This is a genomic window from Vibrio sp. PBL-C16, from assembly GCF_034321865.1.
GTDB lineage: Bacteria > Pseudomonadota > Gammaproteobacteria > Enterobacterales > Vibrionaceae > Vibrio > Vibrio alginolyticus.
This window is the reverse complement of sequence record NZ_JAXLNY010000002.1, coordinates 1914479-1941309: the sequence shown is the minus strand read 5'-3', so window position 1 is coordinate 1941309 and position 26831 is coordinate 1914479. Positions and strand designations below refer to the sequence as shown.

The following is a 26831-nucleotide window of genomic DNA, read 5'->3' as shown; positions in this document are numbered from 1 at the left end:
GATATGGTTAAATCAATTTACCGAGCGGCTTGATGCCGCTCGGAATGTTTTGCAATTTCCTATTTCATTTCCATATTCAAGTTGATTTATGTTCAAAGAGAACGCAAAGAAAGTCGAAACCATTATCAAAACCAGTGAAGAGCCCCAGTCTTCACGCTTAAATGGCTTCCAACGCTTAAAAGAGTGCTGCTTTATCGTTGGCGTTCTTAGCTCGGTATTGCTTGCGGTTGCACTATTTACCTTCAGTCCGGCCGATCCTTCTTGGTCCCAAACCGCATGGGGAGGGGATATCGATAATGCTGGTGGCCTTTTCGGCGCTTGGCTAGCCGATACTCTATTCTTCACATTTGGCTCTCTCGCTTACCCAATCCCTTTCTTGCTAGCGGCGGCTGCATGGGTGATTTGCCGTAAACGAGGAGAAGATGAGCCAATTGATTTCATGCTATGGGGTACAAGGCTGCTCGGTCTTGTCGTCCTTATTATGACCAGTTGCGGTCTTGCCGATATTAATTTTGATGACATTTGGTATTTTTCATCCGGAGGTGTGGTCGGGGATGTATTGTCTAGCCTCGCTTTACCTACATTGAATGTACTCGGTACCACATTGGTACTGCTGTTCTTGTGGGGAGCGGGCTTTACGCTCTTCACTGGCATCTCATGGCTTAACATCGTGGAATGGCTTGGTGATCGTGCATTAGCACTAATTGCCGCGCTTGCAAATAAGGCAAGAGGTTCAGAGCAGGAAGTTTTAGAACCTCAGCTTGATGAGTTTGTAGAAGATAAAGTCTCTACGCCTAAACATAATGTAGCCTATGAAATTGATGATGAGCCGCTTCCTCATTTAACGGCATACGACGTCGATGAACCGAAAGAATCGGCGCCAACGCATGAGTATCCTATTTATATGCCGCAAGCTAAACCTGATAAGTCTGCGGAACAGGCGATGGTAGAACCGACGCCACCACAACGCAAGGCTACGGTTAATGCTGCGCCAGTTTATGCTGAACCTGAGCCTCAAACACAACCTATCCATACGGTTAACACTGATAACGTTGATCCGCTCTTGGAACGCACCAAGCAACTGAATGTTACGATAGAAGAGCTTGAAGCAGCGGCGCAACAAGCAGATGACTGGGGAACTGAAGAACAGGCAGCCCCATCATTTGCAGACACTTACTCTTCCTATGTAGAGCCACATACAGCTACAGAAGAACCGATCAGTGTTGAACCAGATTATGCGGAGTACGAACAATTTGAAGCAGAGCTAGTACAGCAGCCAAGTATTGAGCATCCTGTACATGAAGAGCCTGCAATTGATTCTGCTGTATTAGATAGCATCACGGCGCAAACAGAATCGAGCCAACATATTGAGCCTACGATCTCTGACTTTGATGTGTTAGATGATGAAGACGAAGTGGAATCTCAGCCTGCACAGCAAGCACAGCCAACAACGCCTCATCAGCAAGTTGCAACACCTTCAACAACATTTGAACCTGCACCTCAAAAAGTGGAGGTGGAAGAGGTCCAAGACAACGACCAAGATGTTACCGCATTCCAAGATATGGTTTCCAATGCGCAAGCCAAAGTCGCTGCAACACAGAACCCATTTTTGGTACAGAAAGAAGAAAACTTGCCAGTTCCGGAAGAGCCACTCCCAACGCTCGAGTTGCTTTATCATCCAGAAAAACGTGAAAACTTTATCGACCGTGATGCGCTAGAGCAGGTCGCTCGATTGGTAGAGAGCAAACTCGCTGACTACAAAATCAAAGCCGATGTGGTTGGTATTTATCCTGGTCCAGTGATCACTCGTTTTGAGCTTGATTTGGCGCCGGGGGTGAAAGTAAGTCGTATTTCTGGTCTTTCAACTGACTTAGCGCGTGCATTGTCTGCGATGGCGGTACGTGTTGTGGAAGTAATCCCTGGCAAGCCTTACATCGGTTTGGAACTGCCAAACATGAGTCGTCAGACGGTCTATTTATCTGATGTCATCAGTAGCCCTCAGTTTGAGCAAGCAACGTCACCAACAACGGTTGTGTTAGGTCAAGACATTGCGGGCGAAGCTGTGGTGGCAGATCTTGCGAAGATGCCACACGTACTAGTAGCAGGTACAACAGGTTCTGGTAAGTCGGTGGGTGTGAACGTGATGATTTTGAGCATGCTGTATAAAGCAGGCCCAGAAGATGTACGCTTCATCATGATTGACCCGAAAATGCTAGAGCTTTCTATTTATGAAGGTATCCCTCATCTTCTTTCTGAAGTTGTGACTGATATGAAAGACGCATCAAATGCTCTACGTTGGTGTGTGGGCGAGATGGAACGTCGTTACAAATTGATGTCGGCATTAGGTGTACGTAATGTGAAGGGCTTCAACGAAAAATTGAAGATGGCAGCAGAAGCGGGCCACCCAATTCATGACCCGTTCTGGCAAGAAGGCGACAGCATGGATACTGAACCGCCATTGCTAGAAAAGCTGCCTTACATCGTCGTTGTTGTTGACGAATTTGCTGACCTAATGATGGTGGTAGGTAAGAAAGTTGAAGAACTGATTGCTCGCTTGGCGCAAAAAGCGCGTGCGGCAGGTATTCACTTAATTCTTGCGACTCAGCGTCCATCGGTTGACGTAATTACCGGTCTAATTAAAGCGAACATTCCAACTCGTGTTGCGTTTACGGTATCGACTAAAACGGACTCTCGTACAATCCTAGATCAAGGCGGCGCAGAATCACTACTTGGTATGGGTGATATGTTGTATCTACCGCCGGGATCAAGTCATACAACTCGTGTTCACGGTGCATTTGCATCAGATGATGATGTTCATGCAGTTGTAAACAACTGGAAAGCGCGTGGTAAACCGAACTACATTGAAGAGATCATCAGTGGAGATCAAACTCCAGAAAGTCTATTGCCAGGTGAGCAAATGGAAGCGGATGAAGATGTAGACCCGCTCTTCGATCAAGTTGTTGAGCACGTGGTTCAATCACGTCGAGGTTCGGTTTCCGGTGTTCAGCGCCGATTTAAGATAGGTTACAACCGTGCCGCCCGTATTGTAGAGCAGCTTGAAGCGCAGGGCATCGTAAGTGCTCCGGGTCATAACGGTAACCGCGAAGTACTGGCACCCGCGCCACCAAAAGATTAATGAACTTGTGTTACTCACCTCAGTCCAACTGAGGTGAGTGGTTCTAATAATAGGTATCTGAATGAAAAAACTATTTTCAGCGAAACTTTTCTCTGCGCTTGTTTTAAGCTTTTCCCTCTTCTCTACTGCGCACGCAGCGTCTCCTAAAGATGAATTAAACAAACGCCTTTCTATGAATGATGGCTTTAGTGCGGATTTCTCTCAGCAGGTTATCAGCCCTGAAGGCGAAATGGTGATGGAAGGAGAAGGTACGGTTGAAATCGCCCGTCCAAGCCTGTTCCGTTGGAGTACAACATTCCCTGATGAGAACCTATTGGTCTCTGACGGTAAGACATTGTGGTACTACAGCCCATTCATCGAGCAAGTGAGCATCTACTGGCAAGAGCAAGCAACAGAGCAAACGCCATTTGTTTTGCTAACGCGTAACCGAGCAAGTGATTGGAATAACTACAAAATATCTCAAAAAGGTGACCAGTTCACTCTCATTCCTACCGCAGTAGACTCCACACAAGGTCAATTCCAGATTAATATTGATGCCAAAGGTGTCGTTAAAGGCTTCAACGTGGTTGAGCAAGACGGTCAAAAAGGTTTGTTCACCTTTAACAACGTGAAGCTGGGTAAACCAAAAGCAGACAGATTCACATTCACAATTCCAAAAGGTGTGGAAGTGGATGACCAAAGGAATTAATTGGTAGTGAGTAATTACACATTAGATTTCTCAGGGGACGAAGATTTTCGTCCCCTTGCTGCTCGTATGAGACCGGAAACGATCGAGCAATATATTGGACAGCAGCACATTTTAGGCCCTGGTAAGCCACTGCGCCGTGCGCTAGAGGCGGGTCACATTCACTCTATGATCCTTTGGGGACCACCAGGCACAGGCAAAACGACATTAGCGGAAGTGGCTGCAAACTATGCCAATGCTGAAGTAGAGCGTGTGTCTGCGGTAACGTCTGGTGTGAAAGAAATCCGTGCTGCAATCGAGAAAGCACGTGAGAACAAAATGGCGGGCCGCCGCACCATCTTATTTGTGGATGAGGTGCATCGCTTCAACAAATCTCAACAAGATGCGTTTTTACCGCATATCGAAGATGGCACGGTTACCTTTATTGGTGCGACGACAGAAAACCCATCGTTTGAGTTAAACAACGCATTGCTGTCACGTGCACGTGTCTACAAGCTAACGTCTCTCGATAAAGATGAAATCTCACTGGCGCTGAATCAAGCGATCAGTGACAAAGAGCGTGGCTTGGGCAATACACCCGCACACTTCGCTGATAACGTATTAGACCGCCTAGCAGAACTGGTAAACGGTGATGCTCGCATGTCTCTCAATTATCTTGAGCTGCTCTACGACATGGCAGAAGACAATGCGCAAGGTGAAAAAGAGATCACGCTTAAGTTGCTTGCGGAAGTAGCAGGGGAGAAAGTCTCTCGCTTTGATAACAAAGGTGATATCTGGTACGACTTAATCTCTGCGGTCCACAAATCCATTCGTGGTTCAAACCCGGATGCGGCGCTTTACTGGGCTGCACGTATGATTGCCGCGGGATGTGATCCTCTTTACATTGCCCGTCGATTACTTGCGATAGCATCGGAAGATGTCGGCAATGCGGACCCTAGAGCCATGCAAGTGGCACTCTCCGCGTGGGACTGTTTTACGCGCGTTGGTCCAGCAGAAGGTGAACGTGCGATTGCACAGGCGATCGTGTACTTAGCGTGTGCGCCAAAAAGTAATGCGGTATACGTGGCGTGGAAACAAGCGCTCACGGACGCTCATAACTTACCTGAATATGAAGTGCCGCATCACCTTCGAAATGCACCAACCAGTTTGATGAAAGACATGGGTTACGGTGCAGAGTATCGTTATGCTCACGATGAGCCTGGCGCTTACGCTGCGGGTGAGCAATATTTGCCACCTGAAATGGGCGATCGTAGGTACTATCAGCCGACAAATCGTGGTCTAGAGACCAAAATCGGCGAAAAGTTAGATTACTTGGCTACTTTAGACGCAAATAGCCCACAAAAGCGCTATGAAAAGTAGGCGTTTTTGGATACATTTGTGCAGTAAATTTTTTTAACGCGTACGCTTGGAAAGTGCGCGTGATTTCACAACAAAAAGCATAGGATTAACAATGCTGGATTCTAAATTACTTCGTACAGAGCTGGATGAAACAGCTGCTAAACTGGCGCGTCGTGGCTTTAAGCTAGACGTAGATACTATTCGTAAACTTGAAGAACAACGTAAGTCCATTCAAGTAGAAGTAGAAAATTTACAATCCACGCGTAACTCCATCTCCAAGCAAATCGGCCAAAAAATGGCGGCTGGCGACAAAGAAGGCGCAGAAGAGATCAAGAAACAAATCGGTACGCTAGGTAGCGATCTTGATGCGAAGAAAGTTGAACTTGAGCAAGTAATGGCTCAACTAGACGAATTCACGCTTTCTGTACCAAACATCCCAGCAGACGAAGTGCCAGATGGCAAAGATGAAAACGACAACGTTGAAATCTCTCGTTGGGGTGAGCCAAAGTCTTACGACTTCGAACTGAAAGATCACGTTGACCTAGGCGAAATGGGCGACGGTCTAGACTTCGCAAGTGCAGTTAAGATCACTGGCGCACGTTTCATCGTGATGAAAGGCCAATTCGCTCGTCTACACCGTGCAATCGCTCAGTTTATGCTAGATCTTCACACTGAAGAGCACGGCTACACAGAAATGTACGTACCTTACCTAGTAAACTCTGACAGCCTATTCGGTACTGGTCAGCTTCCTAAGTTCGGTAAAGACCTTTTCCACACAGAGCCTCTAGCGGAAAAAGTAAACGACGAAGAGCCACGTAAACTGTCTCTAATCCCTACTGCAGAAGTACCTGTAACGAACCTAGTTCGTGACACGATTTCTGACGAAGCGGATCTACCAATTAAGATGACAGCTCACACGCCATGTTTCCGCTCAGAAGCAGGTTCTTACGGTCGTGATACTCGTGGTCTGATCCGTATGCACCAGTTCGACAAAGTTGAGCTAGTACAAATCACTAAGCCAGAAGATTCAATGAACGCACTAGAAGAGCTAACAGGTCATGCTGAGAAAGTTCTACAACTTCTTGAGCTTCCTTACCGTAAAGTGGTTCTATGTACAGGTGACATGGGCTTTGGCGCTCGTAAGACTTACGACCTAGAAGTTTGGGTTCCTGCTCAAGAAACTTACCGTGAAATCTCTTCATGTTCTAACATGTGGGACTTCCAAGCTCGTCGTATGCAAGCGCGTTTCCGTCGTAAAGGCGAGAAGAAACCTGAGCTTGTACACACGCTAAACGGTTCTGGTCTTGCTGTAGGTCGTACAATGGTTGCTATTCTAGAAAACAACCAAGAAGCAGACGGCCGCATTGCGATCCCTACAGTACTTCAGAAGTACATGGCAGGCGCAACGCACATCGGTTAATTCATTAACCACTAGAACACCAAAACCCAGCCTTAGTGCTGGGTTTTTTGTTATCTGCGTCGAGTGAAAATTGATTATTACTAAGCTGCAATAGTGTTTTCGAATTTACCCTAATTATCTTGTTATTTGTAATCGATATAATCATCCACCTTACCACGGTAAGTAGATTTTCTCATTCAAGTAACGAGGAGGGCTTATGGCCGTAGGGTGGGCAAATGACGATAGCGTCAGCCAACAAATTCAAAACACAATAGACGACGAGATTTCCCGTGTTCGTGGCAGTATCACAAGGGGTGAAAGCGCCCATTATTGCGCTGAGTGTGGTGATGAGATCCCAGAAGCACGTCGTTTTGCTATGAAAGGCGTTCGTTTGTGTATCGAATGTCAGTCAACAATCGAATTGGTGTCTCAACGCCAAGCATTGTTCAATCGACGAGCGAGTAAAGACAGTCAACTCCGATAACTTTACTGTTCTAATAAATAATGAGACGGTTTGAGTCTCATACTCAAACCGTTTTCGTATTGAATTGGACTATGAAGCGAAGCAGTCTTTACGTTGCAACGCCGCATCAATCGCGTTAACTAGCTTCTCAATATCTTCCGGCTTGCTGATGAACGGCGGCATCATATAAATCAGTTTGCCAAATGGACGAATCCAAACTCCGTGTTCAACAAACAAGGCTTGGATGGTTTCCATATTCACAGGGCGATGCGTCTCCACTACGCCAATGGCACCTAGCCAACGGGTGTTTTTCACCAACTCGTATTCTTCAAGTTTTGGTAGTAACTCAGAAAACAGCGTTTCAATTTGTTGGGTTTGTTGCTGCCAATTACCTTGCTCAATCAATTCCAAACTTGCGGTGGCAACAGCACAGGCGAGTGGATTCCCCATAAAGGTTGGACCGTGCATAAAACAGCCTGCATCACCACCACAAACGGTGTCTGCTACGTGTTTGCTCGCCAGGGTCGCAGAGAGGGTCATGTAGCCGCCAGTGAGTGCTTTCCCGACACACAGAATGTCTGGTTGAATGTCTGCATGTTCGCAGGCAAACAACTTACCGGTACGACCAAATCCGGTAGCGATCTCATCTGCAATCAATAACAAGCCGTATTTGTCGCAAAGCCTACGCACGCCTTTGAGAAATTCTGGATGGTAGATGCGCATGCCGCCTGCGCCTTGAACGATAGGCTCTAGGATCACCGCAGCAAGTTCTTTATGGTGAGTCTCAATCTTGTGCTCGAAGTCAGTAAGGTCTTCTGGCTTCCATTCATCCCAATAACCACAAGTTGGTGACTCCGCAAAGATATGCTCAGGCAAAAAGCCTTTGTAAAGAGAGTGCATTGAGTTATCAGGATCGGTAACCGACATCGCCGCAAAGGTGTCGCCGTGATAACCGTGTCGCAAAGTAAGAAACTTCGGTCGGCGTTCGCCTTTTGCATGCCAATATTGCAGTGCCATTTTTAAGCTGACTTCTACGGCAACGGAGCCCGAATCGGCAAGGAATACATGTTCAAGATTACTTGGGGCTAGGGATAGCAACTTCTTACACAAACTGATTGCTGGCTGGTGGGTAATCCCGCCAAACATCACGTGAGAGACCTGATCGATTTGCTGGTGAGCGGCTTGATTTAAATGCGGATGGTTGTAGCCGTGGATCGTCGACCACCAAGAAGACATGCCATCGACCAGCTCAGTACCGTCTTCCAATTTAATGTGAACACCATTTGCCGATGTCACTGGGTAGCAGGTCAGAGGTGTCAATGTCGAAGTATAAGGATGCCAGATATGCTGGCGGTCGAAGGCGAGATCCATGTGCGATTCCAATAACAATTAAGATTAAAAAGTAAACGGATGTAAACTTTGTTATTTTGTGTTGTGTTGACAGTTTATCGAGACTCAGTAGACTGTCAACACAACAACAAAAGTGACTAAAGGAATACACGTGGAAGTTCGTCATAACTGGACGCATGCTGAAGTGCGCGATCTCATGGAAAAGCCATTCATGGATCTCCTATTTGAAGCGCAGCTTGTTCATCGTCAATACCAACAAACCAACCATGTTCAAGTAAGCACGCTTCTGTCGATTAAGACGGGTGCTTGTCCAGAAGATTGTAAGTACTGTCCTCAGAGCGCTCGTTACACCACAGACATCGAAAAAGAGCGTCTGATGGAAGTCGAACGTGTACTCGACGCTGCTCAAAAAGCGAAAAATGCAGGTTCGACGCGATTCTGTATGGGCGCTGCGTGGAAGAACCCGAAAGAGCGCGACATGCCGCATTTGACCGATATGATCAAAGGCGTAAAAGACATGGGTTTGGAAACCTGTATGACGTTAGGTATGTTAACGCCAGAGCAGGCGAAGCAGCTGGCAAACGCAGGTCTGGATTACTATAACCACAACCTCGATACGTCGCCTGAGTTTTACGGCAACATCATTACAACACGTACTTACCAAGACCGTTTAGATACTTTGTCTCACGTTCGTGATGCTGGCATGAAGATCTGTTCTGGTGGCATCATCGGCATGGGTGAAAGTGCTAACGACCGAGCAGGTTTGTTGGTTGAATTGGCTAACTTGCCGGTACACCCTGAAAGCGTTCCAATCAACATGCTCGTGAAGGTAAAGGGGACACCACTGGAAGAAGTGGATGATGTTGAGCCTTTCGATTTCATTCGCCTGATTGCGATTGCACGAATCATGATGCCTCAATCAGCCGTTCGTTTATCCGCTGGCCGTGAAAACATGAACGAACAAATGCAAGCGCTGTGTTTTATGGCGGGTGCAAACTCCGTCTTCTACGGCTGCAAGCTTCTGACAACGCCAAACCCTTCTGAAGACAAAGACATGATGCTGTTCAATAAGCTCGGCATTAACAGCCAAGAGGTGTCTCAAAAGCCTGATGAAATCGAAGAAAACGAGTTACTCGATCGCGTCGTAGAGCGTGTTGCTGCTCGTCCAACAAAAGACGACCTTTTCTACGATGCCAGCGTTTAAATCTCGTATCGAGTCCGCCCTTGCTGAGCGTAAAACGCAAGGGTTGAATCGTTCTATGAATGTGGTGTTTGCCGGTAACCAGTCCGTTTTGGAACACGAAGGTAGACGTTACATTAATTTCTCAAGTAATGATTATTTGGGATTGGCTAATGACCAAGCGCTTGTTCGGGCTTGGCAACAAGGTTTAAGCGTATATGGCAGTGGCAGTGGAGCATCGCCAATGGTCACTGGCTTTAGTGCCGCACACAGCAATTTAGAAGCCGCACTGACTGAATGGTTGGGCTATGACAGAGCAATTCTGTTTGGTTCTGGATTCAGTGCTAATCAAGCCTTGTTGTTCACCTTGTTGGAAAAATCAGACGTATTGATCCAAGACCGTTTGAACCATGCCTCACTGATGGAAGCGGGGGCGTTGTCACCAGCTAAGATGAAGCGCTTCAAACACAATGACATCGAGCACCTAAAGTCGCTGATTAATAGCGAAGACAACCATCTAGTTGTGACTGAAGGGGTATTCAGCATGGACGGCGACTGTGCGCCGCTCACCGATATAGCTGAAGTCACTCGCAGTAATGATGCTTGGTTTGCTGTCGATGATGCTCATGGTATTGGCGTTCTTGGTCAATCCGGTGGTGGTTCTTGCGAGTTGGCAACGGTTAAACCTGAGATACTGATCGTTACTTTCGGCAAAGCGTTTGGTATGTCTGGCGCGGCTATTTTATGCGACCACGCAACGGGAGACTTTTTGACTCAGTTTGCTCGTCACCATGTGTATTCCACAGCGATGCCTCCGGCACAAGCCTATGCGCTAACGCATGCGGTTTCTATCGTTCAAGAGCAGTCTTGGCGACGTGAAAAGCTTTCAGAGCTTAGTGAAGTGTATCGAGACTGCCTCAGCGATCTGGAGGGCTTTGTTGAGACTCAGACTTCGATTAAGCCGTTTGTGATTGGTGAATCTGAATTGGCTTTGCGAGTAGCAGGTGCTTGTCGCCAAAACGGTATTTGGGTTACCGCTATTCGCCCTCCGACGGTGCCTAAAGGGACGTCTCGTCTTCGAATCACACTCACTGCCAATCACACTAATGAACAAGTTAAAACGCTTTCAATGGCATTGAAGCAAGCATTAGGAGCGCTGTAATGGATAATGCAACTACCGCATTAGCGCAAACGCTCGCGTTAGAGAGTTTCCATCAAGATAAAGACGCGATTGCCTCTTCGTTTGGTAAAGCAGCAGAAACATACGATAAACATGCGGCTTTTCAACGTGATGTCGGGCATCAGCTGCTTGATAAACTTCCTGAAAACTTGACGGGAAAACGTGTATTGGATTTAGGTTGTGGCACGGGTTATTTCTCCCAACTACTTCAACAACGCGGTGCGGAAGTAGTCTGCGGCGATATCTCTCAAGCCATGTTAGATAAAGCAGAGCAGCGTTGTGGTGCAGTACGAATGCATTACCAAGTTGCTGATGCTGAAAACTTACCATTTGACGATGATAGCTTCGATTACGTGTTTTCAAGTTTAGCGCTGCAATGGTGTACAGATTTAAGTTACCCACTAAAAGAAGTGCGCCGCGTGCTAAAAAATGGTGGGAAAGCGTGGTTCTCTACACTGGTTGATGGATCACTGTATGAGCTGCGTGCATCATGGGAAAAAATTGATGCATATCAACACGTCAATAACTTTCTAACGCTCAATCAGGTAAAAATTGCGTTAGCGCAATCTCGATGTGACAGCCATCAACTAGACTTGACCACCATCACAGTTTGGTACGACTCTGCATTTTCAGTTATGCGTGACCTCAAAGGTATAGGTGCAAATCACGTAAGCGGGCGCTCACACGGTTTAACTAGTCGCGAGACTTTGTTAAAAGTTGAGCATGCGTACCAAGCGTTTAAAAACGATCAAGGTCTTCTACCTGCAAGTTATCAGGTTTGTTTTGGAGTAATACATCTATGATTGATGCTTTTTTTATTGCTGGTACGGATACTGATGTTGGAAAGACGGTAGCGTCTAAAGCCATTTTGCAAGCGATCGCCGCAAAAGGACTAAACACTATTGGTTATAAGCCAGTGGCAGCAGGGAGTGACAAGACTGAAGCCGGATGGCGTAACTCTGATGCTTTACACTTACAAGACGTCGCAACACTCGATGTGGCCTATGATGATGTGAACCCATACGCTTTAGAGTTGCCTGCTTCTCCCCACATTGCAGCGAAGCATGAACATGTCGAAATAAGTTACGATGTTCTGAGTCAAAAACTGGCTCAACATAAGCAGCAAGCCGATGTTGTTCTCGTTGAAGGTGCTGGAGGCTGGCGTGTGCCAGTATCCGATACGGACTGTTTATCTACATGGGTAAAAGAAGAGCAGTTACCTGTTGTACTGGTGGTTGGCATTAAATTAGGCTGTTTGAGCCACGCTTTACTCACAGCGGAGAGTATTAAAGCGGATGGTTTGAATCTTGTTGGCTGGGTGGCAAACCGCGTCAACCCAGGCACAGAGCACTACGCTGACATTATCGAGATGCTAGAAGCACGTATCGATGCACCTAAGCTTGGGGAAATTCCATATATTCCAAGTGCTAAACGTAAAGAGCTAGGCAAGTACATTAATGTAGAGCCGTTGCTAAACACTGACTAATGGTGTTTAGGGTAAAAGACTAAAAAACCAAAGGGCTGCGCAATGCAGCCCTTTCTTGTTGGTGTAACCTAAAAAGTCAGATTACTTATCTTGGCTGAGCCCCATCAATGCTTGTTGTGTTTCTGCAACACGCTGAGACATATGATGATCGGTTGAAATACCAAGTTGTTGCTTTGCCTCGTCCTCTGAGATGCCTAGGTGACAACGCAGTAAATCAATAGCCATCTGATAGTCGTTAGTTTCTACCATGGTTTTTCCCTCAATACATGGAGTTTTTGAGCTCACCCAATGCACTTTTTGCAATGTACTTAGAGTAGCTCTGTTTTGTTCATCTCATTCGAATTTAGCATGTCCATGTAGCCGCACAATAAGACCAAAGTCTATAGCAGAGCTAACGTACTGTTTTTGGTCTATTAAAAAATTTCTAGCTAAGTTGCTAAGAGGTGATAGATTTAACACCAAGATCATCTATCAATAGATGATGGGTAGGTCAGAGCTTATTTCATCATTTTGATAAATGTATATGAACGGAGGTTCCAGCTCCTACCAAAGCATGTTTTGAAATCGCTTGAATCAAATATTTCAGTCTCGAAAACAAATGTTGCAATTTATTGCTTAACCTTGTTTTTATCGCGGATAGACTATATCTATAACGCACGGAACATGAAAATCAACGGAATTGGCTTTTATAGCGATTACCATTTGTTCCTTATAACAATCCGTTTTAAAAAAACGATAAGCTTCCTCGGAGAAAAGTAATGAAGCGAATTATGTTATTCCTAGCAACTAACCTAGCTGTCGTGCTAGTGCTTAGTGTTGTTCTGAATATTGTTTACGCTGTAACTGGAATGCAACCAGGCAGTCTGTCAGGTTTACTTGTAATGGCTGCTGTATTTGGTTTTGGTGGCGCATTTATTTCGTTGATGATGTCAAAGGGTATGGCACTACGCTCGGTTGGTGGTATGGTCATTGAAAGCCCGCGCAACGAAACGGAGCATTGGTTAGTCGAAACTGTGGGTCGTCAAGCTCAACAAGTGGGTATTGGTATGCCAACGGTGGCTATTTATGATTCACCAGATATCAATGCATTTGCGACAGGTGCAAAGCGAGATGACTCTCTTGTCGCAGTTTCTACTGGTCTTTTACACAATATGACTCGTGATGAGGCAGAGGCAGTACTTGCACACGAAGTGAGCCATATTGCAAATGGTGATATGGTCACGATGACGTTGATGCAAGGTGTCGTGAACACGTTTGTTATCTTCCTATCACGCTTTATTGCCAATATCGTGGCATCGAACGATGATGAAGAAGGCCAAGGTACAAATATGATGGTTTACTTTGGCGTATCCATGGTGCTTGAACTGGTATTTGGTTTCCTAGCTAGCTTCTTGACTATGTGGTACAGCCGTCATCGCGAATTCCACGCGGACGCAGGTGCTGCGCGCCTCGTTGGCAAAGAAAAAATGATTGCGGCTCTAGAGCGTTTGAAGGTGAGTCATGAATCTCAACTGGATGGCACCATGATGGCATTTGGTATCAACGGCAAGCAGTCGCTGACTGAGCTACTAATGAGCCACCCTCCGCTAGATAAACGTATTGCAGCGTTGCGAGGCCAGCAATACTAACTATGTCTACTTAAATAATTGTTAATTTGCTGAAAAGGCTTGGTTTTGACCAAGCCTTTTTTTTCGCCGATTGATCGCGTGCGAACTTCATCACGTACTACTTACAGAAATAAAGTTATACAAAATTATTTTTGTACAACTTTGGTGGAATGAACTATCTTGTACATATAATAATTTTGTACAACTTAATGGGCGTGTAGGAGTAAAAAATGGACATACAGTCTGTTGGCAATATCTATCAAAAGCTCAACAAAGCGAACTTACATCTGCTTAAGGATATATATCACCAAGATGTAGTATTTGAGGACGCAGCGCATCGTTTAGAAGGATGGCCAGCACTTTCGGATTATTTCACCTCATTATATGCCAACGTCATCAGTTGTGATTTTGTAATCCATGAGCATCTACAAGTCGGAGATACAGGCTTCCTAACTTGGACAATGGACCTTCAGCATCCCAAACTTCAGAAGGGTGCGCCTATTCTCGTCAATGGTGTTTCGCACCTCAAATTTAGCGAAGGTCAGGTCATTTATCACCGAGACTATTTTGATCTCGGAGAGATGCTCTATGAGCATTTACCGTTACTTGGTTCAGTCGTTAAAACCATCAAGCAGAGGTTAGGACAATGAACAACACCATCTTAATCACAGGCGCCACCTCCGGAATAGGAAGACAGCTTGCCCTAGATTACGCGAACTCAGAATGGAATGTGATTGCTTGTGGTCGGAATCAAGATGTTCTTGCAGAACTGGAGGCAGTTTCCTCTAAAATTCATACATTGCAGTTTGATGTGACAAATTATGAGGAAACTCAGCAGGCGCTCTCTAATTTGCCCTTTACGCCAAACACATGGGTTTTTAACGCAGGCGATTGTGAGTACATGGATGAGGGAGTGGTCGACGCGAAACTCATGGCGCGTGTGATGAACGTAAATGTTGTCGGTGTTGCTAACTGCGTCGAAGGCTGCCAAGTGCATTTAGAGAGAGGGCACCGCATTGTTATTGTTGGCTCTATCGCATCAGAAGTGGCACTGCCTCGTGCTGAAGCTTACGGCGCATCCAAAGCGGCAGTCAGTTATTTTGCACGCACGCTCGCCGTCGACTTGAAAAAGAAAGGGATCAAAGTGGTAACGGTGTTTCCTGGTTTTGTTGAAACGCCGTTGACTGACAAAAACGACTTCGAAATGCCAATGATCATTTCTACTCAGCAAGCGTCGGACTCTATCAGGAATCAGTTAGCCGCCAACAAGACCTATATCTATTTCCCGGCGAGATTTACCAGTATTTTACGTTTTATCTCGTTACTTCCATACAGTTGGCAAGCTCGCCTAACTGCTAAACTCGTATCATAAGAAGGAATAAAAATGAAAACAGCAGGAAGAAAGAAGATAGCGATTGTGGGAACGGGAATCTCTGGCCTTACTTGTGGTTATTACTTGCATAAAGAACATGATGTAACGCTGTTTGAAGCGAACGATTACATCGGTGGCCATACTGCAACCGTTGATGTGATCCTTGATGGTAGAGAATACGCGATAGACACCGGGTTCATCGTCTATAACGACCGTACGTACCCTAATTTCATTAAAATGATGAGCGAGATTGGCGTTGAAGGTCTGCCTACTCAAATGAGCTTCAGCGTCAGAAACGATGGGAACGGACTAGAGTACAACGGCCACACAGTGTCGACATTGTTTGCTCAAAAACGCAACTGGGCAAACCCCAAATTTTATCGATTTATCTTCGAGATACTTCGTTTCAATAAACTTGCCAAGCGCTTCGCTAGCGAGCAATCCACGCACTCTCAGACGTTAGGTGAGTTCCTTGACGAACACAAATTCAGTGCTTTCTTTACCGATAACTACATATTACCGATGGGTGCTGCGATTTGGTCGTCGACTTTAGCTGACATGCGCGCATTCCCTCTTATGTTCTTCTTACGTTTCTTCCTCAACCACGGTCTGCTAGATGTGACTAACCGGCCACAATGGTATGTGATTAAAGGTGGTTCACGATCATACATTCCACCATTGACCAAAGGCTTTGCCGAGAGTATTCGTCTTAATAGTCCTGTCGAAAAAGTGGTTCGCAACGAAAAAGGTGTTGGCGTTCAAGTTCGCGGAGAAACGCATTGGTTTGATGACGTTATCTTTGCTTGTCACAGTGATCAAGCAATGAGAATGCTAGAGGATATCAGCCCAATTGAGCAGGAAATCTTGGGGGATATGACATACCAAGCAAATGAAGTTGTTCTTCATACCGACTCTGCCGTACTACCAAAACGTAAGGCAGCATGGGCATCATGGAACTACCTATTGGAAGGCAGTGAAGAGGAACAGCAACGCCTCCCTTCGCTCACTTATAACATGAACATTCTTCAGCATATTCAATCAGAACACACGTTTTGTGTAACGTTGAACAGTACTGAGCAAATTAACTCAAATAAAGTCTTGCGTTCGTTCACTTATCATCATCCAGTATTCACCAATGAGTCTATTGCAGCGCAGCAGCGCAAAGATGAGATACAGGGCAAACAAAGTACCTGGTTCTGCGGCGCTTATTGGTACAACGGTTTTCATGAAGATGGCGTGCGTAGCGCGCTTGATGTTGTGAAAGAACTAGAAGAAAAGTACCGCGAACAAACTGTGGTTCCTTTCGAAAAAGGCGCAGCGTGATATGGATAGCCAAATGAACAGCCGATTGTTTATAGGCAACGTTCGTCACCGTCGATTCACGCCGGTGAATCATGAGTTGAACTACTCTTTATTTATGCCCGCCATCGATGTAGACGAGCTCGATGCTTTAGAGAAAAAAGTATGGGGTTTTGGTTCGCGTTGGTGGCATTGGGCTCGCTTCAAGCGCAGTGATTACATTGGTGAAGGTAGCGTCAAGTCGGCAGTGCACAGCAAAATTGAAGAACTGACAGGTGTTCGCTGTACCGGCAAGGTAATCGCAGTCTGCCACTTGCGTTATCTAGGACTTTATTTCAGTCCCGTTAATTTCTACTACGTTTATAACGCGGAAGGAGAATGGAAGTATCTCCTCGCAGAGGTGAGTAACACTCCTTGGAATGAACGACATTACTACGTGGTGTCAGCAGATAAAGAAGAAGAAAAGTTTGGTTGGGAACAAGTTAAAGCATTCCATGTTTCACCATTCAACCCGATTGACCAACTCTACCGCTGGAGAATTAAACCTTTGACAGACAAGTTGAATATTCATCTTGAATGTCACAAAGGAGAGAAACACTTTGATGCCACCATGGTTATGAAAGCCAAGCCACTTTCAAGCAAAACCTTATTGAGGTGTTTGATCGTTACACCAATACAAACGGTAAAAGTAATGGTTGGTATTTATTGGCACGCATTAAAACTTTGGGTGAAAGGCGCACCTTTTTATTCTCATCCTAAATATTCAACGCATGAAGAAATAGAAGCCGATACTGAAAAAACAGACAAAAAAAATAAAAAGCACAAGGAGAATTCTGCATGTTAAATACTAGTTCTATGACATTGCCGCGTAAATTGACGACAACGCAAAAAGCGGCTCGCGGAGTTATTTTTCAATGTCTGCAAAAAATGGAAATCGGCTGCTTAACAGTTATTGAAAGTTTTAAGACGGAAACGACAGAGCGAAGCGAGCGTTTTAGTGCGCCAAATGGGGAGTACAGTGGTCAACCTGTTGTCGCTACTATAGAGGTAAAACATCCAGGTTTTTATTCACGGATCTTGCAGGGCGGCAGTATTGCTGCTGGTGAGGCTTATATGGATGGGTGGTGGGATAGCCCCGATTTAACCTCATTAATGAAGCTGATGGCCCTTAACATGCGTGCTCTAGATAAACTCGAAGAGCAAGGCAGTTGGTTGACTAAAATACTGTACAAGTTCAGCCATTGGTCAAACAGAAACTCTGAAGAGAACTCACGTAAAAATATCCATGCGCATTACGACTTGGGTAACAACCTATACGAAGCGTTCCTTGACACCAATATGCTGTACTCGTCGGCGCTTTACAATCATGCGGATGACTCTCTAGAGCAGGCTCAAATCAACAAAATGGATCGTCTATGTCAGCAACTTGAGCTGAAGCCCACTGATCATGTTGTTGAAATTGGCACTGGGTGGGGCGCTATGGCGATTTACATGGCAGAACAATACGGTTGTCAGGTCACCACAACAACGATATCTGAAGAGCAACACGCGTACGCGGAGCAAAAAATCAAAGAGCGTGGCTTAGAAGACAAAATCACTCTACTCAAAGAAGATTACCGAAACCTAACCGGAACTTATGACAAGCTCGTTTCTATTGAAATGATTGAAGCTGTGGGCAAACAATTCCTTCCTTCGTACATTAAGGTCTGTGAGTCTTTATTAAAGTCCGGTGGCGTGATGGCGATTCAAGCGATTACGATTGCCGATCAGCGTTACGATTACTACAGTAACAACGTCGACTTTATCCAAAAGTACATTTTCCCGGGTGGTTTTTTACCGTCGGTAACCTCACTAACCCAAGCCACAACAAAATACAGTGACTTAGTGACGCGAGACTTGTTCGATATTGGTTTGGACTACGCCAAGACGCTGAACGAATGGCACTTACGTTTTAATCGAGCAGAGGGTGAAGTGCGCTCATTTGGCTACGACGACCGCTTTGTGCGTATGTGGCGCTACTATTTGAGCTACTGTGAAGGTGGCTTTTTGGCTCGCACGATCAGTGCAGTTCACATGACGTTTCAACGCCCGTAGTTCGTCATGAAGGTATTTCTTGCTTCGACATGGTTCCAACTCTGCTGGTTTGCAGCGGTGCTTGGAACCTATCAATGGCAATGGGTGACGTTATTCCTTACTTTGGCAACCCTACTATACTGTCTGAAAAGCGATGCATCTTCGCTCAAAAGTATTGGTGTGATTGTCACGAGCGGGCTCGTGCTTGATACGCTCAATCAACAACTCTCGGTATTTGTCTTTCCAACCCCATGGCTGCCAGTCTGGTTATTATGCTTGTGGGTTTTGTTTTCTTGGTATGCCTATCAACTTAAGTCAATTTTGTACCGTTTCCCAAAAACTTACGTATCAATAGTAGGCGGACTCGGAGGAACAGCGAGCTACTTTGCTGGCTATAAGCTCCAAGCCGTTGAATTTGGATTTAGCACTGGCGCTACACTGGCAATGTTGTTTGTCGAATGGTGCGTCATGATGCTATTGATACTCAAGGTGTACGGAAATGAAAAGCTTGAAGAGAGTTTTAACTCAGAGACTGACTAGGCTGCTTGCGTTGGTAATAGTAACTGGCTCTTTTGCTCTGCAAGCTCAACCTGTTGGAAACAGCGAAGCTGCTAGCAACATTGCGAATTGGAAGGGATGGAAAACTGTTGGAGAAGCCCAACTTACTTGGTTCATCTTCGATATTTATCACTCAAGATTAAAAGCGCCTGATGGAAAGTTCATCGTAAGCGATGACGTATCGCCACATCCCCTTGCGTTGGAAATTAATTACAAGAGAGACATCAGTAAGCAACAGCTGCTTGATGTGACGGATGAGCAGTGGGCGAAATTGGGTTTTACTGACTCATATCGAAAAACTTGGATCAGCGAGCTCGATCGTATGTTTCCTGATATTCAAAAAGGTGACGAGCTTACTTATCTAACAGATGGAAAATCTGGTCAGCTGTTTTATAAGCAGGTTGGGGACGTGCAAGTAAAGAACGTTGGCATCATTGAAGACGAACGAATGAACGATGCATTTTTAGCTATATGGTTATCACCCAACACAGAATTTCCGAAACTCCGAAAACAATTGATAGGGCAGGTTAGATAGTGTTTAAACGAATTTGTAAATCAGCGACTTTAGTGGCAGCTGTTTTTCTTTCGGCATGTTCCGCAGACATTGATAATTACCGCTTTTCTACACCGACTTTTGACGTATTCGGCTATTTCGAAGGCGACATAAAGGCGTGGGGGATGGTGCAAGATTATACCGAACAGCAAACCCGTCGCTTTGAAGTCGATATAGTGGGTACTGTAGAAGGTGATACGCTGACGCTGGTGGAAGACTTCGTGTTTGATGACGGAGAGGTGGACCAGCGAATTTGGGTTATCACTAGATTAGAAGACGGTAGTTATGAAGGTAAGGCAGACGATATTATAGGTGTAGCAACAGGGGAAGAGCAGGGCAATGCGCTACAGTGGCAATATGACTTTGAGCTACAAATGGAGGATTCATCAGTGACGGTTGCTTTTGATGATTGGCTTTATCGTCAGGATGACAGACACGTTTTCAATCTAACGAAAATAAAAAAGTTTGGTGTGGAAGTAGGAACAATAACCTTGTTCTTCCAAAAGCAGCCATAACAAATGGGGCTGATCTTCAATTAATAATCCATTCCATATAACTAAAATTATTTTCTCCCGACCTAACTCTCCTAACTAAAAAAGGTTGACGCTTTCGCGTCAACCTTTTAAGTATCTGGTCGTTACAGGAGTATTACAGCTTATCTGTCAGCTCGATTGCTTGACCGATATAGTTCGCTGGTGTCATCTCTTTCAGACGTGCTTTCTCGTGCTCAGGAAGCTCAAGACCGTCGATGAAGTTACGCATTGCTTCGCCGTCTACACGCTTACCACGAGTTAGCTCTTTCAGCTTCTCGTATGGCTTCTCGATGCCGTAACGACGCATAACTGTTTGTACTGGCTCAGCTAGTACTTCCCAGTTCTTGTCTAGTTCAGCAAGAAGCGCTTCACGGTTTACTTCTAGCTTGCTGATGCCTTTAAGTGTCGAAGTGTAAGCGATGATAGCGTAGCCAACACCAACACCAAGGTTACGTAGAACCGTTGAGTCAGTTAGGTCACGTTGCCAACGAGAGATAGGCAGTTTCTGTGCTAGGTGGCCGAATACAGCGTTCGCAAGACCTAGGTTACCTTCTGAGTTTTCAAAGTCGATTGGGTTAACTTTGTGAGGCATTGTTGAAGAACCGATCTCACCAGCAATAGTTTTTTGCTTGAAGTGGCCTAGTGCAATGTAACCCCAAACGTCACGGTCGAAGTCAATCAGGATAGTGTTGAAACGAGCGATAGCGTCGAACAGCTCAGCGATGTAATCGTGCGGTTCGATTTGAGTTGTGTAAGGGTTCCAAGTTACGCCTAGAGACTCTGTGATGAACTCTTCAGAGAACTTGTGCCAATCTAGCTCTGGGTAAGCAGAAAGGTGTGCGTTGTAGTTACCTACTGCACCGTTGATTTTCGCTAGGATCTCAACGTTTTCGATTTGCTTGAATTGACGCTCCATACGGTACGCCACGTTTGCCATTTCTTTACCCATAGTAGATGGAGAAGCAGGCTGACCGTGTGTACGAGATAGAAGAGGAATGTCGCGGTATTCCACTGCTAGTGCTTTGATAGCGTCGATTAGGTTACGGATTTCTGGAAGAATCACGTTCTCACGCGCTTCTTTAAGCATTAGAGCGTGTGATGTGTTGTTGATGTCTTCAGAAGTACATGCGAAGTGGAAGAACTCGTTTACTGCGTGCAGTTCAGGAACGTCTGCTACTTTCTCTTTTAGGAAGTACTCAACCGCTTTTACGTCGTGGTTAGTTGTACGCTCGATCTCTTTGATACGGCGTGCATCTTCTTCAGAGAAGTTTGCAGCAAGGTCGTCTAGGAATTGGTTTGCTTCTGCGCTAAACGCTGGCACTTCTGCAATTTCAGCAGTAGCAGCAAGCTTTTGTAGCCAGCGGATTTCAACGATAGTACGGTACTTTAGTAGACCGTATTCACTGAAAATTTCGCGTAACGCAATTGTCTTGCTTCCGTAACGGCCGTCTACTGGTGAAACAGCAGTCAATGCTGACAGTTCCATGATGTTCTCCTGAATTGGGTTTCTAAATTTCGTGAGCTTTATACCAATAACTGTGGCAATTGTCACGAATATTGCGCAAACGTTTGCGCGAGATTTGTTTTAGTCGAAAAAAATGAGCTCGCGATAAACGCGAGCTGCTTATTTGATATTTTACTACAGACGAGCAAGAAGGATTTGTGCTTGCTCTACCATCTTCTTGCGCCCGAAGATTAGGTGGCGACGCTTACCACCAACTTGACGCCAAAGAACTGCACTACGAATGCCAGATAACAACAGCGCACGAACTTTGTGTTGGCTTGCCGTCTGCTGCAGTACAGATGGCGTGCCCGTTACTTGAATGCGTGGGCCAATAGGGCTAACGACATCCAGATAGATGCTCGCTAAATTGCTGATCATTTGATCGTCTAGTAGCTCAAAGTGCTCTGACTGACGCTTGGCCATTTGAATACGATCACCAAGCTGAGACATAGCATCGTTACGAGAGCTTAACTTACGTTCTAACGCCATTAAACTAATAATGTAACGAGTAATTTCACTGCCTGATGGTGTGCTATCAATCCCTTTAACCAAGCATTCTAGGCCGAGCTTTAGATCGGCTTCGCGACCGAATACGCCAACTGTGTTAGCAGGGTTCGTGCTCAAAATAGCGTTGATTGATGTTTCAAAAGCATCTTGATCACAATGTCCGTTTCTCGCTACCTGTTGAACTAAAGCAACAGCTTGGCAAATCCCAGCGAAAGCGATAGTACGGTCATAAAGTGTATTCGCCACGTAACGACTCCTAAGCTTGAGAATATTTAATGCGTTGCTCGATGATGCCGCCACCTAGGCACACGTCACCTTTGTAGAACACTGCTGATTGACCTGGAGTTACAGCAATTTGTGGCTCGTCAAAGATAACTTTAATGTTTTCATCATCGATAGGGATGATTGTACAAGGAATATCTTCCTGACGGTAACGAGTTTTCACTGTGCACTTCATAACATCGCGAATTGGCTCACGATCTACCCAGTGAAGTTGTGATGCAAGTAGACCTTCTGATTTCAACATTGGATGGTCTTTACCTTGAACGGCAATCAAAACGTTACGTTCTAGATCTTTCTCACCAACGAACCATGGGTCCTCGTTACCACCGCCGCCTTTACGGCCACCAATGTGTAGACCTTTACGCTGACCAAGTGTGTGGTACATCAGGCCTTGGTGTTGACCAATCACTTCGCCTTCTGGAGTCTCGATATTACCAGGCTGAGCTGGAAGGTAGCGACCCAGGAATTCCGTAAACTTACGTTCACCGATGAAACAAATACCCGTAGAGTCTTTCTTCTTCGCCGTGATTAGATCTTGCTCTTCCGCAATGCGTCGTACTTCTGGCTTCTCTAGGTCACCAACAGGGAATAGGCTACGTGCGATTTGCTCGTTGCTTAATGTGTACAGGAAGTAGCTTTGATCTTTGTTGCCATCTAGACCACGTAGCATCTGTGGTTTTTCACCGTTTTCTGGGAAAGAGCGACGCACATAGTGGCCCATTGCAATGTAATCAGCATCAAGTACTTCATCAGCGAATTCTAGGAATGCTTTGAACTTGATTTCTTTGTTACAAAGAATGTCAGGGTTCGGAGTACGGCCCGCTTTGTATTCAGCAAGGAAGTACTCAAATACGTTATCCCAGTATTCGGCAGCAAAGTTGATAGTGTGTAGGTGGATGCCTAGCTTGTCACATACTGCCTGAGCGTCAGCAAGATCTTCTGCCGCTGTACAATATTCTTCGTTGTCATCTTCTTCCCAGTTCTTCATGAAAAGGCCTTCTACTTGGTAGCCTTGCTGTTTTAGAAGATACGCGGAAACAGATGAATCAACGCCGCCGGACATACCGACGATGACTTTCTTTTGGCTGTTATCAGACATTACTAAACACCACTTAAATAAACGGGATGCAGATTCTATCAGAATCCACAGACCGGTGACAGATCCGAGATCGAAATCACAATTCATTTCGCTGAATTTTTCTTCAACAAAGATTCGAACGAGTAATTTCGCAAGTATAGAAGAGGTATATATGGCATAGTTGGCCAAAATCCAAGAGGAAACATCAAATGACAGAAGAAAACCAATTTATGCAAGAAAGTGAGTTGATTGAAATTGTTGAAAATCAGCTCGAAGATGGCAACCCGCTTAAAGTAAAAGAAACCCTTATGCGTTTAATGATGACTGGCACACCACGTGAAGATGCGGTTGCGATGATCGCATGTGCGATGTCAATTGAGATTTTTGATGTAATGAAGAATGAAGGTGAGTTCAACCTAAAGCGTTATAGCGAGCACCTTGAGCAACTACCAGATCTCAGCTTTATGGAAGGTGAATAAGCCACCTAAAAGAAAAAAGTAGTCAGCAAACGTTTGCTATAATCGCTTTTATTGCTGCTTTATTATTAGCGGTATAGAATCCGCTCTCCTTTTCATCCCCTTACTCAGACTGACAATATGAAATTTCCTGGACAACGTAAATCGAAGCACTATTTTCCTGTTCATGCTCGTGACCCGCTGGTGAGCCAAGCACAAGAAAGCAAGAAGATGACGCGCACTCACATCATTGGTATTGACCAAACCTTGGTTGATATTGAAGCAAAAGTTACAACGGATGTGATTGAAAAGTACGGTCTGAGTAAAGGTCACTCTCTGGTTATCGATGACGAAAGAGCAGAAGAGTTATACCAGCAACTGAAAGAAGAGAACTTGATTACCAATGAGTATGCGGGCGGTACAATTGGTAACACGCTACATAACTACTCCGTGCTAGCGGATGATCGCTCCACACTACTTGGAGTGATGAGCCAGGATATTAAGATTGGCAGCTACGGTTACCGTTATCTTTGTAATACATCAAGCCGCATGGATTTGAACTACCTACAAGGTGTAGATGGTGCAATTGGCCGTTGTTTTGCTCTTATCACAGAAGACGGTGAACGTACTTTTGCTATCAGCGAAGGGCAAATGAACCAACTCCATCCTGATAGCATTCCAGAGAAAATCTTTAAAAATGCATCAGCACTTGTACTGACGTCATATCTAGTACGTTGCAAAGACGGCGACCCAATGCCGGAAGCAACAATGAAAGCAATTGAGTACGCGAAAAAGAATGATGTGCCTGTTGTTCTGACTTTAGGCACAAAGTTTGTTATTCAAGATGACCCTAAATATTGGCAAGAATTCATTAGAGATAACGTTTCAGTCGTTGCGATGAATGAAGATGAAGCAGAAGCACTGACGGGGGAATCTGATCCACTTGCTGCGTCTGATAAAACATTGGAGTGGGCTGATCTAGTATTGTGCACGGCGGGTCCTGTAGGTCTATTTATGGCTGGGTATACGGAAGATAGCGCGAAGCGCGAAACTTCTTTGCCATTACTTCCAGGGTCAATTGCTGAATTTAATCGTTATGAATTTAGTCGTCCGGCGAAAAAAGACTCATGCGAGACGCCAATAAAAGTGTACTCGCATATCTCGCCATATATGGGTGGCCCAGAAAAAATTAAGAATACAAATGGCGCAGGTGATGCCGCGTTATCTGCTGTTCTTCATGATATGGCAGCAAATAAATACCATAAAGAAAATGTGCCTAATTCAAGCAAGCACAGTAACGAGTATTTAACTTACTCTTCTTTTTCTCAAGTCTGCAAATACGCAAACCGTGCTAGCTACGAAGTTCTCGTGCAACATTCACCACGATTGTCGCGCGGACTTCCTGAGCGAGAAGATAGCCTAGAAGAAGCATACTGGGAACGTTAATACGAAGCGATTTAATTAACTATTCTGTAACTAAAGTAAAAGGCACATTAAGAAATGTGCCTTTTTTATTTGTAATGGTTTAAATAAAAAAGGCTCCCTATGGGAGCCTTTTAAAAATAGCACGGATTTAGATTAGGAACTCATCCAGAGATTTACCTGCATCAAGTTGCTCTTGAATCGCCGAAGGTGTACGACCTTGGCCAGTCCAAGTTTTCTCATTACCGTTTGAATCTGTGTATTTGTATTTAGCAGGGCGAGGTGCGCGCTTCGCTTTGCCTTTCGTCTTAGTTTCGCCAGATAGCGCAGTAATAAGTGCTTCTACGTCAATACCGTCTTGAGCGATTTTCTCAGCAATCTCTGCAAGCTTAGCTTCTTGCTCTGCTTGTGCTGCGCGTTCTGCTTCTTCTGCTTCACGACGCTCATCTACGACAGTAGTGAGTTTATCTAGAGCTTCTTCCAATTGTTCTAGAGTCAGCTCACGAGAAAATGCACGAAGGCTACGGATATTTAGAAGGGTTTTAGTCAGCTCTGACATAACGATTCCTATTAAAAGGTTAATGTGTTGGGCACTTTTTATCGTTACGATTAAATAATGCCAATCTATAAATAAACAAAGAGTCCTTATATTTAACTTTATCTTTTCCTTATGTGCAAATGCTAAATCAAGATTTTGTTTAAATTTGACTATTTTTTAAAGCAATTAATATTATTACACTCGAAATAAATCATTATTAGATGAGAACTAAAATCAACAATCATTATTGTATAGAGAGAGTGACAGCTTGGTTTTTTATAAAAAAATTTGAGTTATTACTTAAAAATATGAAGCATCCATCTTTAATGCTGTGTCATATATCCTTAATTTATTGATATAAGATAAACCATGATATTTCTAAGGTAGTAATAATGTTTCATAAATAACATGATTGATGTGATTTCAGTTGCACAAAACTTATGGAAGTAGGCAAGGTTTATAAATTATCTCAGTCATTATTTATTTGTTTAATTTAGTTTGATGTGTTGCATTGACTCTCATCATAAGTACAATGGCTGCCACCTGATGCAATATTGCAGACAATTTGTTGTTAATTTGTACAGTTAGTGGTTAATTGTTTGTTGTTGCCGTAGAGGCGCGGTCTCGAAGAGTAGCTATTATTGGGGTGATGCCAATGAATAATAGTGGAAGGCGAAGATTGCCGAAGTAAGTAACTCATCAAAGTTACTTGCTGGGGTTGTATCTGAAAGGAACAACACTGCCATAGTATATATTCACATTAAACTATGGAGCGCTACTGTAGGGTTGGGTGGAGTGTTCGCTTCCCTGTCGCTAAGTTCAACATGAGCACG

26 protein-coding genes and 1 riboswitch are annotated in these 26831 nt (G+C 44.8%); of the genes, 20 read left to right on the top strand and 6 right to left on the bottom strand.

Annotation, left to right across the window (positions count from 1 at the left end; translation table 11 throughout):
• The first annotated feature begins 88 nt into the window (after window positions 1–88).
• The 5 genes from UQW94_RS17135 (at window position 89) to UQW94_RS17115 (ending at window position 7042) form a co-directional block, all read left to right on the top strand.
• The gene (locus UQW94_RS17135) at window positions 89–3136 is read left to right on the top strand and encodes a DNA translocase FtsK 4TM domain-containing protein (protein WP_137281846.1); all 3048 of its coding nucleotides are present in this window, start codon (window positions 89–91) and stop codon (window positions 3134–3136) included.
• 61 nt (window positions 3137–3197) lie between these two features.
• The gene (gene lolA, locus UQW94_RS17130) at window positions 3198–3824 is read left to right on the top strand and encodes an outer membrane lipoprotein chaperone LolA (RefSeq protein WP_104978964.1); all 627 of its coding nucleotides are present in this window, start codon (window positions 3198–3200) and stop codon (window positions 3822–3824) included.
• On the top strand, window positions 3825–5180 hold the full coding sequence (locus tag UQW94_RS17125) for a replication-associated recombination protein A (RefSeq protein WP_038889531.1): 1356 nt from the start codon (window positions 3825–3827) through the stop codon (window positions 5178–5180).
• Window positions 5181–5271: 91 nt separating this feature from the next.
• Window positions 5272–6579 (top strand): serine--tRNA ligase, encoded by a 1308-nt coding sequence (gene serS, locus UQW94_RS17120; protein WP_005378225.1) that lies wholly within the window; start codon window positions 5272–5274, stop codon window positions 6577–6579.
• Window positions 6580–6775: 196 nt separating this feature from the next.
• On the top strand, window positions 6776–7042 hold the full coding sequence (locus UQW94_RS17115) for a DksA/TraR family C4-type zinc finger protein (RefSeq protein ID WP_258473571.1): 267 nt from the start codon (window positions 6776–6778) through the stop codon (window positions 7040–7042).
• Window positions 7043–7111: 69 nt separating this feature from the next.
• Here UQW94_RS17115 and bioA read toward each other — a convergent pair whose 3' ends face one another.
• A complete protein-coding gene (gene bioA, locus UQW94_RS17110) occupies window positions 7112–8392 on the bottom strand; it encodes an adenosylmethionine--8-amino-7-oxononanoate transaminase (protein ID WP_322142432.1) in 1281 nt (426 codons plus the stop codon).
• A gap of 130 nt (window positions 8393–8522) precedes the next feature.
• On the opposite strand from bioA, the gene bioB reads away from it, so the two are divergent.
• From bioB to bioD, 4 genes are read left to right on the top strand one after another with little or no spacing between them, the layout of a single operon-like run.
• The gene (bioB, locus tag UQW94_RS17105; protein WP_025521177.1) at window positions 8523–9575 is read left to right on the top strand and encodes a biotin synthase BioB; all 1053 of its coding nucleotides are present in this window, start codon (window positions 8523–8525) and stop codon (window positions 9573–9575) included.
• Window positions 9562–10713, top strand: a complete 1152-nt coding sequence (gene bioF, locus UQW94_RS17100; RefSeq protein WP_167415119.1) for an 8-amino-7-oxononanoate synthase — start codon at window positions 9562–9564, stop codon at window positions 10711–10713. Before bioB ends, bioF begins: the two co-directional genes overlap by 14 nt.
• Window positions 10713–11534: a malonyl-ACP O-methyltransferase BioC gene (gene bioC / locus UQW94_RS17095; RefSeq protein ID WP_005388087.1), complete on the top strand. Its 822-nt coding sequence runs from the start codon at window positions 10713–10715 to the stop codon at window positions 11532–11534. Before bioF ends, bioC begins: the two co-directional genes overlap by 1 nt.
• Window positions 11531–12217: a dethiobiotin synthase gene (gene bioD, locus UQW94_RS17090; RefSeq protein ID WP_005388086.1), complete on the top strand. Its 687-nt coding sequence runs from the start codon at window positions 11531–11533 to the stop codon at window positions 12215–12217. Before bioC ends, bioD begins: the two co-directional genes overlap by 4 nt.
• An 81-nt stretch (window positions 12218–12298) precedes the next feature.
• On the opposite strand, the gene UQW94_RS17085 is transcribed toward bioD, so the two are convergent.
• Window positions 12299–12466, bottom strand: a complete 168-nt coding sequence (locus tag UQW94_RS17085; RefSeq protein ID WP_005378215.1) for a hypothetical protein — start codon at window positions 12464–12466, stop codon at window positions 12299–12301.
• A gap of 509 nt (window positions 12467–12975) precedes the next feature.
• Here UQW94_RS17085 and htpX point away from each other — a divergent pair.
• From htpX to UQW94_RS17040, 9 genes are all read left to right on the top strand, one after another.
• The gene (gene htpX / locus UQW94_RS17080; RefSeq protein WP_005388085.1) at window positions 12976–13845 is read left to right on the top strand and encodes a protease HtpX; all 870 of its coding nucleotides are present in this window, start codon (window positions 12976–12978) and stop codon (window positions 13843–13845) included.
• A gap of 209 nt (window positions 13846–14054) precedes the next feature.
• Window positions 14055–14474 carry a nuclear transport factor 2 family protein gene (locus tag UQW94_RS17075; protein ID WP_322142431.1) on the top strand — a complete coding sequence of 140 codons (420 nt, stop codon included), beginning with the start codon at window positions 14055–14057 and terminating at the stop codon, window positions 14472–14474.
• Complete coding sequence (locus UQW94_RS17070; RefSeq protein ID WP_322142430.1) at window positions 14471–15196, top strand: SDR family oxidoreductase; 726 nt, start codon at window positions 14471–14473, stop codon at window positions 15194–15196. Before UQW94_RS17075 ends, UQW94_RS17070 begins: the two co-directional genes overlap by 4 nt.
• A 12-nt stretch (window positions 15197–15208) precedes the next feature.
• Entirely contained in the window at window positions 15209–16519 is a 1311-nt protein-coding gene (locus UQW94_RS17065) for an NAD(P)/FAD-dependent oxidoreductase (protein WP_322142429.1), read from the top strand.
• A gap of 1 nt (window position 16520) precedes the next feature.
• Window positions 16521–17339, top strand: a complete 819-nt coding sequence (locus UQW94_RS17060) for a DUF1365 domain-containing protein (protein ID WP_258509580.1) — start codon at window positions 16521–16523, stop codon at window positions 17337–17339.
• Complete coding sequence (locus UQW94_RS17055) at window positions 17333–18589, top strand: SAM-dependent methyltransferase (RefSeq protein WP_005378204.1); 1257 nt, start codon at window positions 17333–17335, stop codon at window positions 18587–18589. Before UQW94_RS17060 ends, UQW94_RS17055 begins: the two co-directional genes overlap by 7 nt.
• Window positions 18590–18595: 6 nt before the next feature.
• Window positions 18596–19108, top strand: a complete 513-nt coding sequence (locus UQW94_RS17050; RefSeq protein WP_213965344.1) for a DUF2878 domain-containing protein — start codon at window positions 18596–18598, stop codon at window positions 19106–19108.
• Window positions 19068–19661 (top strand): chalcone isomerase family protein, encoded by a 594-nt coding sequence (locus UQW94_RS17045; RefSeq protein ID WP_053349498.1) that lies wholly within the window; start codon window positions 19068–19070, stop codon window positions 19659–19661. The genes UQW94_RS17050 and UQW94_RS17045 overlap by 41 nt, the downstream gene beginning before the upstream one ends.
• Window positions 19661–20194: a DUF3833 domain-containing protein gene (locus UQW94_RS17040; RefSeq protein ID WP_195723104.1), complete on the top strand. Its 534-nt coding sequence runs from the start codon at window positions 19661–19663 to the stop codon at window positions 20192–20194. Before UQW94_RS17045 ends, UQW94_RS17040 begins: the two co-directional genes overlap by 1 nt.
• 133 nt (window positions 20195–20327) lie before the next feature.
• Here UQW94_RS17040 and purB read toward each other — a convergent pair whose 3' ends face one another.
• The 3 genes from purB to mnmA all read right to left on the bottom strand — a co-directional run bounded on the left by purB (window position 20328) and on the right by mnmA (window position 23604).
• On the bottom strand, window positions 20328–21698 hold the full coding sequence (gene purB / locus UQW94_RS17035) for an adenylosuccinate lyase (protein WP_005378198.1): 1371 nt from the start codon (window positions 21696–21698) through the stop codon (window positions 20328–20330).
• A gap of 153 nt (window positions 21699–21851) precedes the next feature.
• Entirely contained in the window at window positions 21852–22469 is a 618-nt protein-coding gene (hflD, locus tag UQW94_RS17030; RefSeq protein WP_005378194.1) for a high frequency lysogenization protein HflD, read from the bottom strand.
• A 10-nt stretch (window positions 22470–22479) separates the two neighbouring features.
• Window positions 22480–23604: a tRNA 2-thiouridine(34) synthase MnmA gene (mnmA, locus tag UQW94_RS17025; protein ID WP_005378192.1), complete on the bottom strand. Its 1125-nt coding sequence runs from the start codon at window positions 23602–23604 to the stop codon at window positions 22480–22482.
• A gap of 188 nt (window positions 23605–23792) precedes the next feature.
• Between mnmA and UQW94_RS17020 the strand changes: the two genes are divergently transcribed.
• Entirely contained in the window at window positions 23793–24062 is a 270-nt protein-coding gene (locus UQW94_RS17020; protein ID WP_171345320.1) for a hypothetical protein, read from the top strand.
• A 117-nt stretch (window positions 24063–24179) separates the two neighbouring features.
• On the top strand, window positions 24180–25484 hold the full coding sequence (locus UQW94_RS17015) for an inosine/guanosine kinase (protein ID WP_005378187.1): 1305 nt from the start codon (window positions 24180–24182) through the stop codon (window positions 25482–25484).
• A gap of 127 nt (window positions 25485–25611) precedes the next feature.
• Here the strand turns inward: UQW94_RS17015 and UQW94_RS17010 are convergent, their stop codons facing one another.
• Window positions 25612–26019: an H-NS family nucleoid-associated regulatory protein gene (locus UQW94_RS17010; protein WP_005378185.1), complete on the bottom strand. Its 408-nt coding sequence runs from the start codon at window positions 26017–26019 to the stop codon at window positions 25612–25614.
• 582 nt (window positions 26020–26601) lie between these two features.
• Window positions 26602–26784: riboswitch (Lysine riboswitch) on the top strand.
• Window positions 26785–26831 lie beyond the last annotated feature (47 nt).

Bases quoted from the DNA above. Each gene is read 5' to 3' on its own strand.
- UQW94_RS17135 (WP_137281846.1), top strand. From the start codon at position 89: ATGTTCAAAGAGAACGCAAAGAAAGTCGAAACCATTATCAAAACCAGT.
- lolA (WP_104978964.1), top strand. From the start codon at position 3,198: ATGAAAAAACTATTTTCAGCGAAACTTTTCTCTGCGCTTGTTTTAAGC.
- serS (WP_005378225.1), top strand. From the start codon at position 5,272: ATGCTGGATTCTAAATTACTTCGTACAGAGCTGGATGAAACAGCTGCT.
- UQW94_RS17115 (WP_258473571.1), top strand. From the start codon at position 6,776: ATGGCCGTAGGGTGGGCAAATGACGATAGCGTCAGCCAACAAATTCAA.
- bioA (WP_322142432.1), bottom strand. From the start codon at position 8,392: ATGGATCTCGCCTTCGACCGCCAGCATATCTGGCATCCTTATACTTCG.
- bioF (WP_167415119.1), top strand. From the start codon at position 9,562: ATGCCAGCGTTTAAATCTCGTATCGAGTCCGCCCTTGCTGAGCGTAAA.
- bioC (WP_005388087.1), top strand. From the start codon at position 10,713: ATGGATAATGCAACTACCGCATTAGCGCAAACGCTCGCGTTAGAGAGT.
- bioD (WP_005388086.1), top strand. From the start codon at position 11,531: ATGATTGATGCTTTTTTTATTGCTGGTACGGATACTGATGTTGGAAAG.
- UQW94_RS17085 (WP_005378215.1), bottom strand. From the start codon at position 12,466: ATGGTAGAAACTAACGACTATCAGATGGCTATTGATTTACTGCGTTGT.
- htpX (WP_005388085.1), top strand. From the start codon at position 12,976: ATGAAGCGAATTATGTTATTCCTAGCAACTAACCTAGCTGTCGTGCTA.
- UQW94_RS17075 (WP_322142431.1), top strand. From the start codon at position 14,055: ATGGACATACAGTCTGTTGGCAATATCTATCAAAAGCTCAACAAAGCG.
- UQW94_RS17070 (WP_322142430.1), top strand. From the start codon at position 14,471: ATGAACAACACCATCTTAATCACAGGCGCCACCTCCGGAATAGGAAGA.
- UQW94_RS17065 (WP_322142429.1), top strand. From the start codon at position 15,209: ATGAAAACAGCAGGAAGAAAGAAGATAGCGATTGTGGGAACGGGAATC.
- UQW94_RS17060 (WP_258509580.1), top strand. From the start codon at position 16,521: ATGGATAGCCAAATGAACAGCCGATTGTTTATAGGCAACGTTCGTCAC.
- UQW94_RS17055 (WP_005378204.1), top strand. From the start codon at position 17,333: ATGTTAAATACTAGTTCTATGACATTGCCGCGTAAATTGACGACAACG.
- UQW94_RS17050 (WP_213965344.1), top strand. From the start codon at position 18,596: ATGAAGGTATTTCTTGCTTCGACATGGTTCCAACTCTGCTGGTTTGCA.
- UQW94_RS17045 (WP_053349498.1), top strand. From the start codon at position 19,068: ATGAAAAGCTTGAAGAGAGTTTTAACTCAGAGACTGACTAGGCTGCTT.
- purB (WP_005378198.1), bottom strand. From the start codon at position 21,698: ATGGAACTGTCAGCATTGACTGCTGTTTCACCAGTAGACGGCCGTTAC.
- mnmA (WP_005378192.1), bottom strand. From the start codon at position 23,604: ATGTCTGATAACAGCCAAAAGAAAGTCATCGTCGGTATGTCCGGCGGC.
- UQW94_RS17020 (WP_171345320.1), top strand. From the start codon at position 23,793: ATGACAGAAGAAAACCAATTTATGCAAGAAAGTGAGTTGATTGAAATT.
- UQW94_RS17015 (WP_005378187.1), top strand. From the start codon at position 24,180: ATGAAATTTCCTGGACAACGTAAATCGAAGCACTATTTTCCTGTTCAT.
- UQW94_RS17010 (WP_005378185.1), bottom strand. From the start codon at position 26,019: ATGTCAGAGCTGACTAAAACCCTTCTAAATATCCGTAGCCTTCGTGCA.